Origin of the sequence: Algibacter mikhailovii (assembly GCF_014651495.1) — a bacterium.
GTDB classification, from domain to species: domain Bacteria; phylum Bacteroidota; class Bacteroidia; order Flavobacteriales; family Flavobacteriaceae; genus Algibacter_E; species Algibacter_E mikhailovii.
In genome coordinates this window covers 82,279-96,817 of the sequence record NZ_BMWZ01000003.1, presented here as the reverse complement: position 1 = coordinate 96,817, position 14,539 = coordinate 82,279, and the positions used below count along the sequence as shown (strand labels likewise).

General features: G+C 34.6%; 13 protein-coding genes. 9 read left to right on the top strand and 4 right to left on the bottom strand.

The features are described 5' to 3' along the window. Positions 1-21 precede the first annotated feature (21 nt). A complete protein-coding gene (locus IE051_RS06545; protein ID WP_189359992.1) occupies positions 22-1,683 on the top strand; it encodes a SulP family inorganic anion transporter in 1,662 nt (553 codons plus the stop codon). Between the two features lie 133 nt (positions 1,684-1,816). Here the strand turns inward: IE051_RS06545 and coaD are convergent, their stop codons facing one another. Both coaD and IE051_RS06535 read right to left on the bottom strand, forming a co-directional pair. Continuing rightward, the gene (coaD, locus tag IE051_RS06540; protein WP_189359991.1) at positions 1,817-2,272 is read right to left on the bottom strand and encodes a pantetheine-phosphate adenylyltransferase; all 456 of its coding nucleotides are present in this window, start codon (positions 2,270-2,272) and stop codon (positions 1,817-1,819) included. A gap of 72 nt (positions 2,273-2,344) precedes the next feature. Continuing rightward, complete coding sequence (locus tag IE051_RS06535; RefSeq protein WP_189359990.1) at positions 2,345-3,319, bottom strand: D-alanine--D-alanine ligase; 975 nt, start codon at positions 3,317-3,319, stop codon at positions 2,345-2,347. Positions 3,320-3,499: 180 nt separating this feature from the next. Here IE051_RS06535 and IE051_RS06530 point away from each other — a divergent pair, with 180 nt between their 5' ends. The 5 genes from IE051_RS06530 (at position 3,500) to IE051_RS06510 (ending at position 10,282) form a co-directional block, all read left to right on the top strand. Next, the gene (locus tag IE051_RS06530; protein WP_189359989.1) at positions 3,500-4,057 is read left to right on the top strand and encodes a PASTA domain-containing protein; all 558 of its coding nucleotides are present in this window, start codon (positions 3,500-3,502) and stop codon (positions 4,055-4,057) included. Positions 4,058-4,060: 3 nt separating this feature from the next. Continuing rightward, a complete protein-coding gene (locus IE051_RS06525; protein ID WP_189359988.1) occupies positions 4,061-5,098 on the top strand; it encodes an RluA family pseudouridine synthase in 1,038 nt (345 codons plus the stop codon). A gap of 227 nt (positions 5,099-5,325) precedes the next feature. Next, the gene (locus IE051_RS06520; RefSeq protein ID WP_189359987.1) at positions 5,326-6,504 is read left to right on the top strand and encodes an AIR synthase related protein; all 1,179 of its coding nucleotides are present in this window, start codon (positions 5,326-5,328) and stop codon (positions 6,502-6,504) included. 72 nt (positions 6,505-6,576) lie between these two features. After that, on the top strand, positions 6,577-7,539 hold the full coding sequence (locus tag IE051_RS06515; RefSeq protein ID WP_229796746.1) for a DUF3078 domain-containing protein: 963 nt from the start codon (positions 6,577-6,579) through the stop codon (positions 7,537-7,539). Positions 7,540-7,726: 187 nt separating this feature from the next. After that, on the top strand, positions 7,727-10,282 hold the full coding sequence (locus tag IE051_RS06510) for an adenosylcobalamin-dependent ribonucleoside-diphosphate reductase (RefSeq protein ID WP_189359986.1): 2,556 nt from the start codon (positions 7,727-7,729) through the stop codon (positions 10,280-10,282). A 53-nt stretch (positions 10,283-10,335) separates the two neighbouring features. On the opposite strand, the gene IE051_RS06505 is transcribed toward IE051_RS06510, so the two are convergent. Continuing rightward, on the bottom strand, positions 10,336-10,998 hold the full coding sequence (locus IE051_RS06505) for an ATP-binding cassette domain-containing protein (RefSeq protein ID WP_189359985.1): 663 nt from the start codon (positions 10,996-10,998) through the stop codon (positions 10,336-10,338). A gap of 403 nt (positions 10,999-11,401) precedes the next feature. Between IE051_RS06505 and prfA the strand changes: the two genes are divergently transcribed. Genes prfA through IE051_RS06490 form a run of 3 tightly spaced genes read left to right on the top strand, consistent with a single transcriptional unit; the run spans position 11,402 to position 14,151 of the window. Beyond that, entirely contained in the window at positions 11,402-12,478 is a 1,077-nt protein-coding gene (gene prfA, locus IE051_RS06500; protein WP_189359984.1) for a peptide chain release factor 1, read from the top strand. A gap of 10 nt (positions 12,479-12,488) precedes the next feature. Continuing rightward, positions 12,489-13,301, top strand: coding sequence for an orotidine-5'-phosphate decarboxylase (gene pyrF, locus IE051_RS06495; RefSeq protein ID WP_189359983.1), 813 nt, complete (start codon positions 12,489-12,491; stop codon positions 13,299-13,301). Positions 13,302-13,344: 43 nt separating this feature from the next. Continuing rightward, positions 13,345-14,151 (top strand): ABC transporter substrate-binding protein, encoded by an 807-nt coding sequence (locus tag IE051_RS06490; RefSeq protein WP_189359982.1) that lies wholly within the window; start codon positions 13,345-13,347, stop codon positions 14,149-14,151. A gap of 183 nt (positions 14,152-14,334) precedes the next feature. Here IE051_RS06490 and IE051_RS06485 read toward each other — a convergent pair whose 3' ends face one another. After that, positions 14,335-14,526: a Lacal_2735 family protein gene (locus IE051_RS06485; RefSeq protein ID WP_189359981.1), complete on the bottom strand. Its 192-nt coding sequence runs from the start codon at positions 14,524-14,526 to the stop codon at positions 14,335-14,337. Positions 14,527-14,539 lie beyond the last annotated feature (13 nt).

Sequence of the window (14,539 nt, the reverse complement as noted above, 5' to 3'; positions counted from 1 at the left end):
TGCACCTTCAAAAAAACAACCATGACTGAATTTATAATTAAACGTACAGCAAACGCTAAAAATGACATTTTAGCTGGGATTACTGTATCATTGGCAATGGTGCCTGAAGTTGTGGCTTTTGCCTTCGTGGCTCAAATAGATCCTTTAATGGCGCTTTCGGGAGCCTTTATAATTGGATTAGTAGCCGCTATTTTTGGAGGGAGACCCGGATTGATCTCAGGAGCGGCAGGAGCAGTTGCCGTAATTTTTGTTGGCATGATTGCTGAAGGTCATACAAAAGGAATGTTATTTGATCAACCTATAGAGAATATGGGTTTTTTCTACCTAATGGCCTGTGTTGTTTTAATGGGGGTTATTCAAATCCTTGCAGGAGTTTTTAAGCTAGGACGGTTTGTAAGATTGATTCCGCATCCTGTTATGATGGGATTTGTTAATGGTCTTGCTATTGTGATATTCTGGGCACAAGTTAAAATGTTTTCACACAAAACATTACATATATCTCCAGAGGGCGTGAAAGAATATGTTAGTACTTTTATGAGTGGTACTGAATTATACATCATGATTGGCCTAGTGGCACTTACCATGGGTGTTATTTATGTATTGCCTAAGATTACCACTAAAATTCCTGCAGCCTTAACAGCTATATTGGTAACGACATTAATTGTGGTTGGTTTTAATATGGATGTTTCAACCGTTGGTTCTTATATTATTGAAGGAGGAGGTACGGGTTTAAAAGGGGAATTCCCTACACCTAATGTTGAGTTATGGCAAAAGTTACCTTTTAATTTTGATACACTTAGTTTTATTTTGCCTTATGCTTTTTTGGCGGCATCCGTTGGATTGATAGAGTCTTTAATGACAATGAACTTAGTGGATGAGCTTACTGAAACTAGGGGCGATGGAAATCGCGAATGTATTGCACAAGGAGCTGGTAATATTATGTCTGGGCTTTTTGGAGGTACCGGAGGTTGTGGTATGATTGGTCAGACGGTAATTAATATTAAAGCTGGTGGCCGTAGAAGATTATCCGGAATTATGATGGCGCTTACTTTATTAACCTTTATCTTATTTACTGATAAATTAATCGAGCAAGTTCCCATAGCAGCATTAATTGGGGTTATGTTCATGATGGTTATTGAGACTTTTGCATGGTCTAGTTTTAGAATCATGCGAAAGATACCTAAATCGGACGCCTTTGTTTTGGTTGTTGTGTCTGCAGTTACAGTTATTTTTGACTTAGCTATAGCCGTTTTTGTTGGGGTTATTATTTCGGCTTTAGTTTTTGCATGGGAAAATGCAAAACGTATTAGAGCGCGTAAACGTGTACGTGAAGATGGTACTAAGGTCTATGAAATTTGGGGTCCCTTATTTTTTGGTTCTATTATTGCTTTTAATGAGAAGTTTGATGTTAAAGATGATCCAGAACATGTTGAGGTTGATTTTGTAGAGTCTCGAATTAGTGATCATTCAGCTATTGAAGCTATTTTTAACTTAGTTAGTAAATATGAGGCTGCGGGTAAAAAGATAAAATTAAAGCATTTAAGTGAAGATTGTAAAATTCTATTGTATAAGTCTAACCCTAAATTTAGGGAGGTTATCGTAGAAGATATTGATGATCCTAGGTATCACTTGGCTGAAAATCCGGAAGCCTTTACCAAAGGACTTTCTGAATATAAGTTTTAGATTTTCCTATCAAAAAGGCTGTTTTTATTATAGGTTATTTTTCCTTAAACGGTTCATGGTAAAAGAGTTTTCAAAAACGATTTACTAATAAACTATCATGCGGTTGTTTCTGGTTGCCTAAGACCATGTTGAATTATTGTACTCTAACAGCTTCTGGTACTAGTTTGGTATAATCGCCGTTATTTCTGATTACATCACGTACAATATTGGAGGCAATATATGAAGTGTCGGCGGAAGTTAATAAAAATACTGTTTCAATTGGTGCTAAATCTCTGTTAGTATGCGCGATGGCTTTTTCAAATTCAAAATCTGCTGGATTTCTTAAACCACGTAAAATAAATGAAACATCAATTTTTTGACAAAAATCTACTGTTAAGCCTTCATAGGCTACCACTTTTATTTTAGCTTCATGAGCAAAAGTGTCTTCAATAAATTTTATGCGTTCCTCCAGTGAAAACATGTATTTTTTTTCAGCATTGACACCTATGGCTACTATAATTTCATCAAACAGCGTGACGCCACGGGTAATTATGTCAAGATGACCTAAGGTTAGGGGATCAAAAGATCCCGGAAATAAAGCTCGCTTCATAGTGCATATTTTATGTTTCCAGTAATGTGATGTCTATTTATGTTTTGATGATATTTCAAAGATAGTTATTAATTATTTTAAGGCTTCTTCAATGGCATTGTCAAACAAATCGGTTAACGAAATGTTTGCTGCTGCAGCTTGCTGAGGTAAAATGCTTTCTCGTGTTAGGCCTGGAACAGTATTCATTTCTAATAAATGAGGTTCGCCTTCTTTAAAAATAAATTCACTTCGGCTAAAACCTTTCATTTTTAATACTTCGTATATCTTTTTTGCCACATGTGTAACTTTAACTTCCTGTTCTTTTGTTAGTCGAGCTGGCGTGATTTCTAGAGATTTGCCAAGGTATTTTGCTTCGTAATCAAAAAAATCATTTTCTGAAACGATTTCTGTAATAGGGAGTACCTTACTTTTTCCTTTGTATGTAATAACACCAACAGAAACTTCAATACCGTCTAAAAAAGACTCAATGATAATTTCATTGTCCTCTTGAAAAGCAACATCAATTGCTTGTTTCAATTTTTCTTTTTCATGGACTTTGCTGACTCCAAAACTACTTCCTGCTTTATTGGCTTTCACAAAACAGGGCAAGCCTACCTTGCCAATTATGGTGTCTTCATTATATGATTCACCGAGGTTTAGATGATACGATTCAGCAGTTTTAATACCGTAAGGCTTTAATATGCTGAGTAAATCTCGTTTGTTAAAAGTTACACCGGCTTGATACATATTGCAACTGGTGTGAGGAATGTTTAGCAATTCAAAATAGCCTTGCATGTAGCCGTCCTCACCAGGGGAGCCATGAATTGCATTAAAAACACAATCAAAGGTGATTTTTAAGCCGTCAATATGTATTGAAAAATCATTTTTGTCAATGGGGAACTCTATGTTTTCGTTGTCAACATAAACCCATTTATCTTTAAAAATATGGATGCGGTATGCTTGGTATTTATTGGTGTCTAGGGTTTCGTAAACCACATTTCCACTAGCTAATGAAATTTTATATTCATTAGAATAACCGCCCATAATGATTGCAATGTTTTTTTTCATTGAATTTACTATTAGGGGATTCCCTTTAAACAGGTAACCTTTTATATGCTTATTAATTTATTTAAAATCTAAAACCCATAATAAAGCGTATTTATTATAAGTCGAGCTAAAATATCATATATATTGCAAAACAAAAAACAGTTCTGTTTTTATATATTTGCCTAACAGAAAATTCTATAAATGAGTCTGATTAAATTTATAACGAGTAAAACTTTTTTAAAACAAATACTATTAGCAGTAGTGGCTATTGTGGTTATATGTTTTGTGTTGTTAAAGTGGTTAAACGTATCCACAAATCATGGCCAGTTTCAGACCGTTCCAGATTTAAAAGGAAAGTCTATTAGTGTGGCTCAGGTTGCCTTACAAGATAATAAGCTTGTTATGAAGATTCAAGATTCGGCAAATTATAATCCGGATTACCCTAAGTTTTCAGTTATAGAGCAAGAACCACTAGCGGGTACTAAAGTTAAAGAAGATCGAAAAATATATATTACCCTGAATCCATCTGGGTATAGAAAAATGATAATTCCTGAAGGATTAATTGATAAAACATTTCGTCAAGTAAAACCTACGTTAGAAGCGTTGGATTTTAAAATTGGAAAAATCACCTATGTTGACAATATAGGAAAGGACATTGTTTTGAAATTATCTCATAAAGGAAAAAAAATTAAAGCTGGAGATAAGTTAGCTAAAACTGCAATTATAGATTTGGAACTTGGTAATGGGCAAAGGCCTTAAATTATGAATGACTATACACCGCAATTACCAAACGAAGATAATCTTTATGAACATCATGCTTTTACTGTAGATAAGGGGCAGGCACCTTTGCGTATTGATAAATATTTAATGAATTTTGTTGAAAATGCAACGCGAAGTAAAATTCAGGCGGCTGCTAAAGACGGAAGTATTTATGTGAATGATGCGCCTGTAAAATCGAATTATAAAGTCAAGCCAGAAGACAAAATTCGGGTACTTTTTAAACATCCACCATTTGAAAATTTATTAGTAGGTGAAGATATTTATCTTGATGTAGTTTACGAAGATGATGATTTGCTGGTGGTAAATAAACCTGCAGGTATTGTTGTGCATCCTGGACATGGTAATTATTCTGGTACCCTGATAAATGCTTTGATATATAGATTTGATAAATTACCTAATAATTCCAGTGAGCGCCCTGGATTGGTGCATAGGATTGATAAGGATACTAGTGGTCTTTTAGTGGTTGCTAAAACCGAAAATGCTATGGCTCATTTGTCGGCGCAATTTGCGAATAAGACAAGTGAACGCGAATATGTTGCCTTAGTTTGGGGTAATATGAGTGAAGATGAAGGGACAATAGAAGGAAATATTGGTCGTCACCCTAAAAATAGACTACAAAACACAGTTTTTTTTGATGATGAGGCTGATAGAGGTAAGCCTGCTGTTACGCATTATAAGGTGTTAGAGCGTTTGGGTTATGTTACCTTGGTTTCTTGTAAGCTTGAAACCGGACGCACGCACCAGATTAGAGTGCATATGAAGCATATTGGTCATACGCTTTTTAATGACGCACGATATGGTGGTGATAAAATTTTAAAAGGAACCACCTTTACTAAATACAAACAGTTTGTAGACAATTGTTTTAAAGTATTGCCAAGACAAGCCCTACATGCAAAAACCTTAGGATTTGAACATCCTACAAAAGGTGAGTTTATGCGATTTGAAGTGCCCGTGCCAGAGGATATGCAAAATTGTGTTGAAAAATGGCGCGCCTATACCAAGAATCAAGAGTTGAATTAAATTTATACACGCTTAGTTTTTTCTTCTGTCAATTATTCTTGAATATAGCTTTGTTCAGCTAGTTGTAGCGTGGAGAGCGGTGTCAATACAATACCTTTATTCTTTTTTTTGATTAAATAGACGGATTGGTTTTGTTTGAAAACTCGTTGATAAATTGACGCTCATATTTTGATTAAAAACGATTACTTTTTAAAATATTCCTTTTCTTTGCATTACAATAAAATATTATGAGTCAAGAAGTTTCAAAACGATATGCCCAGCGCGGTGTTTCTGCATCAAAAGAGGATGTGCACAATGCCATTAAAAACATAGATAAAGGGCTGTTCCCTAAAGCATTTTGTAAAATTGTTCCAGATTATCTTACAAATGATGATGCGTATTGTTTGGTGATGCATGCTGACGGTGCTGGAACAAAGTCGTCTTTGGCATATATGTATTGGAAAGAAACTGGTGATATTTCAGTTTGGAAAGGCATTGCACAGGATGCATTAATTATGAATATTGATGATTTATTGTGTATTGGTGCCACTGATAATATCATGTTGTCTTCTACCATTGGTAGAAATAAAAATTTGATTCCTGGCGAAGTGCTTTCTGCAATTATTAATGGTACAGAGGAGTTACTTGAGGATTTGAAATCATTTGGTGTAACCATTCATTCAACAGGTGGAGAAACTGCAGATGTTGGAGATCTTGTAAGAACAATTATTGTAGATTCTACGGTAACCGCAAGAATGAAACGTTCTGATATTATTGATAATGCAAATATTCAAGCAGGTGATGTCATTGTTGGTTTAGAGAGTTTTGGTCAAGCTACTTATGAAAAAGAATATAATGGGGGAATGGGTAGTAATGGTTTAACCTCTGCGCGTCATGATGTGTTTAGTAAGTATTTAGCTGCAAGCTATCCAGAAAGTTTTGATTCTGCTGTTCCAGAAGATTTAGTTTATTCTGGTGGTGTAAAATTAACTGATGCTGTTGCGGGCTCTCCTATAGATGCTGGGAAGTTAGTGTTGTCACCAACACGTACCTATGCACCAATTATTAAGAAGATTCTATCCCAATATTCCAGTGAGGCAATACATGGTATGGTGCATTGCTCAGGTGGTGCTCAAACAAAAATTCTTCATTTTGTAGATCAATTTCATATTGTTAAAGATAATATGTTTCCAATACCGCCATTGTTTAGATTAATCCAAGAGCAGTCTAAAACAGATTGGAAAGAAATGTATCAAGTATTTAATTGTGGACATAGGATGGAGCTTTATGTGTCGCCAGATGTGGCCGAAGAAATTATTCAAATCTCAAAATCATTTAATGTTGACGCTCAAATAATTGGTAGAGTTGAAGCCTCAAAAGATAAAAAACTTACAATAAAATCTGAGTTTGGAGAGTTTACGTATTAAATTAATTCTCTTTTTTGCTGGAATGGAATAATTCTTGATAATAAGGTGATTTGTAAAAATTAATTTTAGCCTATGATGAGGTCCCTTGTAATTCTTGTTTTTATTTTCTTTTACTCCGCCTCCTTTGGGCAGCCCAATTGGCTTTTTATTAAAGAAAAAAAAAGTGAGTACACTGGTCCGCAATGGATTTATGAGAATAGAGCTGCTTTCTTAATTAATGAAGCCGTGTTTGTAAATTGGAATGCGGGTGGTACAAATTCTATTTCGGGTATTATAGATTTAAAAACCAAGTTGAATTATAAGGATAAATTCTTTGTCTGGAATAATGATGCTCATTTGCGTTATGGTGTCAATGCCCAAGAGGATCAAGAAGCTAGAAAAACCGATGACTTATTTGAGGTGAACTCTAATTTAGGATATCACTCTGACGATAGATCTAATTGGTACTATATGGCGCGTTTTAACTTTAGGACCCAATTGACCAATGGTTATAAGTATCCAAATACAGATGAGCCCATTTCAAAATTTATGGCTCCTGGGTATGTGTTTTTTGGAGGGGGTATTGAATATGGTAGAAATATGGAAGAATTGTCTTTTTACTTTTCCCCTTTAACTTTAAAAGGAACTTTTGTGTTAGACGAAGTTTTGGCTAACGCTGGTTCTTTTGGTGTTAGACCTGCGGAGTATGATGACGAAGGTAATATACTTGTTCCTGGAGAACAATTTAGGAAGGAATTCGGGATACTACTTACCAATAGTTACGAGATGAAATTGGCTAAAAATATTGATGTTAAAAACCAATTGAGTTTGTATTCTGACTACTTAAATCAGTTTGGTAATATTGATGTGGATTGGCGGTTAGATTTTAACTTTAAAGTAAATAGCTTTGTTAAAGCTACTTTTGGCTCGCATTTAAGGTATGATGATGATGTAAAAACGCAAAAACCTTCAGAAATTGAAGGGGAGTTTGATGAGGCCGGTGCTAAAGTGCAGTGGAAGCAGTTTTTGGGTATTGGTATAGCTTTTGATTTTTAAAAATGTAAATTTTATTTGATTTATTTGTTAACTTTTTTGTGTTGATAAATAATTAAACATCTGTAAATCAGTGTGTTGATTGTTTTTAGGTGTAAACTTTATGATTTATGTCATGTTTTAAGTTGTATATTTATGGTTTATTTAGGCTTCGCTAATAATGTAACCCGCTTAAAACTTAAAACGATCAATGAAAGTAAAACTTACCCAAAAACCCTCTAAAACTTATTCTCAAGAAGACGCTTTTCAGGCATCACTGAAATACTTTAAAAATGATGACCTCGCAGCTCGTGTTTGGCTCAATAAATATGCGCTTAAGGATTCAGAAGGAAATCTCTATGAATTAACCCCTAATGATATGCACAAGCGTATTGCCAGGGAAATTGCAAGCGTTGAAGCAAAATATGCCAATCCTTATACAGAAGAAGAGATTTTTGATTTAATTAAAGACTTTAAATATATTGTACCACAAGGGAGCCCTATGGCTGGTATTGGAAACCCATTTCAAATAGGTTCTCTGTCAAATTGTTTTGTTATTGGTAATTCAGGAGAGTCAGATTCTTACGGAGGCATCATGAAAATTGACCAAGAGCAGGTGCAACTTATGAAACGTCGCGGTGGGGTTGGACATGACTTGTCTCATGTTCGTCCAAAAGGATCAGCAGTAAAAAATTCTGCTTTAACCTCTACGGGACTTGTCCCTTTTATGGAGCGTTACTCAAATTCTACTAGAGAAGTAGCGCAAGATGGTCGGCGTGGAGCATTGATGTTATCTGTGTCTATAAATCACCCGGATTCAGAGGATTTTATCAATGCAAAATTAGAACAAGGTAAGGTTACTGGCGCGAATGTGTCTGTAAGAATTGATGATGATTTCATGCAGGCTGTTAAAAATGGAGACTCATATACGCAAAAATATCCTGTGTTTAGTGCTGATCCAAAAGTATCGAAATCTATTGATGCTAATGCGCTTTGGAAAAAAATTGTACATAATGCATGGAAATCTGCTGAACCAGGTATTTTATTTTGGGATACTATTATTAATGAATCAGTACCTGACTGTTATGCTGATCTTGGTTATAAAACAGTGTCTACCAACCCATGTGGTGAAATACCATTGTGTCCATACGACTCTTGTAGATTGTTAGCTATTAATTTATTTTCATACGTGGAGAACCCGTTCACGGATAAAGCTGAGTTTGATTTTGAATTATTCAAAAAGCATGTCGCCATTGCGCAAAGAATAATGGATGATATTATTGATTTAGAACTTGAGAAAATTGATAATATATTAAAGAAAATTGATTCAGATCCCGAGTTGGATGAAGTGAAGGCGACTGAGCATAATTTATGGTTGAATATTAGAAAAAAAGCCCAAGAAGGTAGGAGAACAGGCGTAGGTATTACTGCTGAGGGGGACATGCTTGCTGCATTAGGTATTCAATATGGAAGTGAAGCTGGAAATGCATTCTCATTAGAAGTTCATAAAACTATAGCTATTGAGGCTTATCGTTCATCAGTACATTTGGCAAAAGAACGTGGGGCCTTTTCAATATTTGATGCCGAGCGCGAAAAGCATAATCCTTTTATTCAAAGGTTGAAAGAAGCTGATAGTAAATTGTATTATGAAATGTTGGAATACGGCAGAAGAAATATTGCGCTCTTAACTATTGCTCCAACCGGAACGACTAGTTTAATGACTCAAACTACCTCTGGTATTGAGCCCGTATTCATGCCTGTCTATAAGCGAAGAAGAAAGGTGAATCCTAATGATAAAGAAGTTCGGGTTGATTTTGTTGATGAAGTTGGGGATTCTTGGGAAGAATATGTGGTATTCCATCATAGATTCAAACAATGGATGGAAGTCAATGGAATTGATAGCTCTAAAAATTATTCACAAGAAGAAATAGATGGACTTATAAAGCAATCGCCTTATTATGGGGCAACCTCTAATGATGTCGATTGGTTGAGTAAGGTTAGTATGCAAGGTGCTATTCAAAAATGGGTAGATCATTCCATTAGTGTGACTATTAATTTACCCAACAATGTGTCTGAAGATTTGGTGGGTGAATTGTACATGAAAGCTTGGGAAGTAGGTTGTAAAGGCGTTACGGTATATAGAGATGGTTCGCGTTCTGGGGTTTTAATTTCTAATGAAGAGAAAAAGGAAGACCAGTTAGAAGATAAGCTTACCGCATTCCCTATAAAGCGACCACAGATTTTGGAAGCAGACGTTGTGCGTTTTCAAAATAATAAAGAAAAGTGGATTGCATTTATTGGATTAATTGATGACAAACCATATGAGGTTTTTACCGGTTTAGTTGATGATGAAGATGGTATTTTAATTCCAAGATGGGTAAATAAAGGATTGATTATTAAAAATAGGGATGAACAAGGCGCATCGCGTTATGATTTTCAATACAAGAATACAAGAGGATATAAGACCACAATTGAAGGTTTATCTCATAAGTTTAATCCCGAATTTTGGAATTATGCCAAATTAATTTCTAGTACGTTGCGTCACGGAATGCCTATTGATAATATTGTGGACTTAATAAATAGTTTGCAATTAGATAGTGAGTCAATAAACACCTGGAAAAATGGCGTTGGTCGGGCCTTAAAACGTTATGTTGCCGATGGTACTAAAGCCAAAGGGCAAGCTTGTGATAATTGTAAATCTAAAAATTTAATTTACCAAGAAGGATGCTTAACCTGTAAAGATTGTGGTTCTTCTAAATGTGGATAATTTTTTTAAGTATTATTCACTAAAAAAGGGAGCCTGAAGGTTCCCTTTTTTATTTAGTTTAAACTACCTGTGCTTAAATATTTGAAATCTTCTAGATCCTTTAAATCTTTAATAGGTTTGATGTGTCTATTTTTAAGGAGGTAAAGATGGTCTGAAACATCAATAATATGTTGATACATATGGTCGGTTAAAATGATGACTTTTTGATGTTTTTCCTCAGAAATTATGTTTTTAAAAGTTTCAATTTGTAGAGGTGCTAGATGAGAAAAAGGTTCGTCAAGTAATATGATTTTTCTATGGCTTCTTAAAATGATGTAGGTTTCAACAATCCGACGTTCACCACCTGATAAATTTCCAAATTTATGATTTTTGTAAATTTCGAAAGCTTCAAAATAAATGATGAAATCGTACCAGTTTATGTTAAACATTTTGAAAACTAGTATTAGTTTCATGGCCTTCGGTATGAAATGGTGCTGAGGTAAATAAGCTACTAATTTAGTTCGGTATAGCGGTTTTAATATAGGCTTGTTATTTAGTCGTATCAGTTTGTACTTCGGTTTTAAATTTCCAAAAATAATGTTTAATAAACAGCTTTTTCCACAGCCATTGCTACCAAGTATGCTAGTAACCTGTCCTATTTCGCCCTTTAAATAAATGCCTTGTAAAATACATTTTTCTTTAAAATAAAGCTCAACATTATCTATTTCTAGGATCATATAAATTCTTGCAATATAAGTAAGAAAGGTAACGAAAAGATAGCATCTATAATGAATACCAAAGAAAATAGCTTAAACGTTGAAAGGCCCAAGTTTTTGTAAAAAATAAGTTTGCGCTTACCATCAGTTTCGTTTAAAATGTACCATAAAAAACCAATCAGAATTATTTTAATTAGTAGAATAGGGATAACATGAAAGTGTACGGACAAAAAAAATAGGTTTATGCCAATAGACCAAATGAGAAAAGGTCTGTAAAAAAAGAAAATTGCAATCAATTGCCGCATAAGTAACTGTAATAACGCTTAATGTTAAAAGTTATTTTATTATTGTGCTATTAGGGCGGATTGCAATCATTAAAAATTCATAAATTATCGTATTTTTGACTTCCAATTAAAAAAGGCAGATGTTAGAGAAATTACAAATAGTGAAACAACGTTTTGATGAGGTTAGTGATTTAATTATTCAACCAGATATCATAACAGATCAAAAACGGTATGTTGAGTTAAATAGAGAATATAAGGACTTGCGTATTCTTATGGAAAAACGTGAGCAATATATTGAACTGACTAATAATTTAGCCGAAGCTGAAGAAATAATTGCAGATGGTAGTGATGCCGAAATGGTAGACATGGCCAAAATGCAATATGATGAAGCTAAAGAGGGAATCCCAGCATTGGAAGAAGAAATAAAAGTGCTATTAATACCTAAAGATCCAGAAGATGCTAAAAATGCTGTTGTAGAATTACGTGCAGGAACTGGGGGTGATGAGGCTAGTATTTTTGCCGGAGACTTATTTAGAATGTATACAAAATACTGTGAAGGTCGTGGATGGCGCGTTGATACAGTTGATTTTAGTGAAGGTACAAACGGAGGTTTTAAGGAGATTCAATTTGAAGTTACAGGGGAGGATGTATATGGTACTTTAAAGTTCGAGGCCGGGGTACATCGAGTACAGCGTGTTCCTCAAACGGAAACTCAGGGTAGAGTGCACACGAGTGCTGCTACGGTTATGGTGTTTCCTGAAGCCGAGGAATTTGATGTTGAAATTAACCCTAAAGATGTTCGTATTGACTTTTTCTGTTCTTCAGGACCTGGTGGGCAGTCCGTAAATACGACATATTCTGCAGTACGTTTGACACATATTCCAACAGGCTTAGTGGCTCAGTGTCAAGATCAGAAATCGCAACATAAAAATAAAGAGAAGGCGTTTAAAGTATTACGTTCAAGATTATATGACTTAGAATTGGCTAAGAAGATGGAAGAGGACGCTGCATTACGTGGTACAATGGTAACTAGTGGTGATAGAAGTGCGAAAATTAGAACTTACAATTATCCACAGGGACGTGTTACAGATCATAGAATAGGATTGACCCTTTATGATCTGTCCAATATTGTAAATGGAGATATTCAAAAAATTATTGATGAATTACAATTGGCTGAAAATACAGAGAAGTTGAAGGCTAATAATGATCAGATTTAAAATATAATACGTGACTACAAGCCAACTCGTACAAGAAATCAAGCGAAAGAAATCCTTTTTATGTATTGGATTAGATGTGGACTTGAATAAAATTCCGGAGCATCTTTTAAGCGAAGAAGATCCTATTTTTGCTTTTAATAAAGCCATTATTGATGCAACACACCATATGTGTGTTGCTTATAAACCAAATACAGCTTTCTATGAGGCTTATGGTTTAAAAGGCTGGAAAGCCTTGGAAAAGACCATTAATTACTTGAATGATAAGCATCCAGAAATTTTTACCATTGCAGATGCTAAACGTGGTGATATTGGGAATACGAGCACCATGTACGCTAAGGCATTTTTTGAAGATTTAGCTTTTGACTCTGTAACTGTTGCTCCTTATATGGGTAAGGATTCTATTGAGCCTTTTTTAGCTTTTGAAAATAAGCATACTATTCTTTTGGCGTTAACGTCTAATCAGGGTGCTTTTGATTTTCAAACAAAGACTGTTGAGGGTAAAGAACTCTATAAACAAGTTTTGGAAACTTCTAAAACTTGGGAAAACTCTGAAAACCTAATGTACGTTGTAGGGGCTACAAAAGCTGAGTACTTGGGAGATATTAGAAAAATCATTCCTGATAGTTTTTTATTAGTTCCTGGTGTTGGTGCTCAAGGTGGTAATCTTCAAGACGTTTGTAAATATGGTATGACCGATTCCATTGGTTTACTCATTAACTCTTCTCGAGGTATAATTTATGCTTCTAAAGGGACTGATTTTGCGAGTGCTGCTGCAGGAAAAGCAGAAGAACTTCAAAAGGAGATGGCGCAGATTTTAAGTTAATCAACATCATTGTCAGGAAGCACGACGTGGCAATCTTAGAATAATGAAACTCCAAGATCAGTTAAACAGAACTATTTCTTTAAAAAAAGTTCCAAAACGTATTGTTTCATTGGTTCCAAGTCAGACCGAATTACTTTGTGATTTAGGTTTACAAGGGTCATTGGTTGGCGTTACAAAGTTTTGCGCACACCCGGGACATATACGAAAAGAGGTAGCCGTGGTTGGTGGAACGAAACAAATTCATATCAATAAAATAAAAAACCTTCAACCAGATATTATTCTTTGTAATAAGGAGGAAAATACCAGGGAAATTGTTGAGGTGTGCCAGTCCATTTGCACTGTGCATGTTTCTGATATTTATAGTATTAAAGATAGTCTCGAGTTAACAAGGGTTTATGGAGCTATATTTAATAAGGCAAAGCGAGCTTCTCAAATAATTGAAGCTATTGAAAAAGAGGTTGATGAATTTCAATATTTTACTAGAAATATGCCAGTCCTCAAAGTAGGCTATTTTATTTGGAAGGCACCGTGGATGGTTGCAGCAAATAAAACGTTTATTAATTATTTGCTCCAATTGAATAAATTTGAAAATGTTTTTAAGGAAAAAACAAGATATCCAGAAATAGATATGAAAGTAGAAGGTCAAAATTTAAAAATTGACTTAATACTGTTGTCCTCAGAACCATTTCCGTTTAAGGAAGTGCACATAAAGGAGGTGCAAGAACACTTTCCCAAAACCACAATTATGCTAGCGGATGGAGAAATGTTTTCTTGGTACGGTTCAAGACTTGTAAAAGCGTTTCATTATTTTAAATCGCTCCGTTCAAATCTTCAGAATAATCAATCTTAGTTTTATCTTCAACAAGATTTGCTATTCTGTTTTCTAGTTTGTTTAAGCTTATTAGCTTATTTAAGTTGGGCTTTATTTTACCAACTCTACAAAAATGTGTTTTCATAACGTTCTTTTAGTTTATATAAAGTACGTGTAAACCTTTAATTTAGATGTAATTAAAAGGTTAAAAAATTATGAAATTTAAAATAGCGATTGAGATGGCTCTCTGTTAAGGTATTTTAATCTGTTAATTTTATTGTGTAAAAGAATTGCTTTGTACTCTAAAGCGTCGCTTAATGAAGCATCACTTTGTCTTAAATTATAGGCTAATTCTATAAGTTGTTTATACTTCTTTTTTAATTTCTTCTGGTGATTTTTTATCATTGTATTCATGTCTGTAATATTT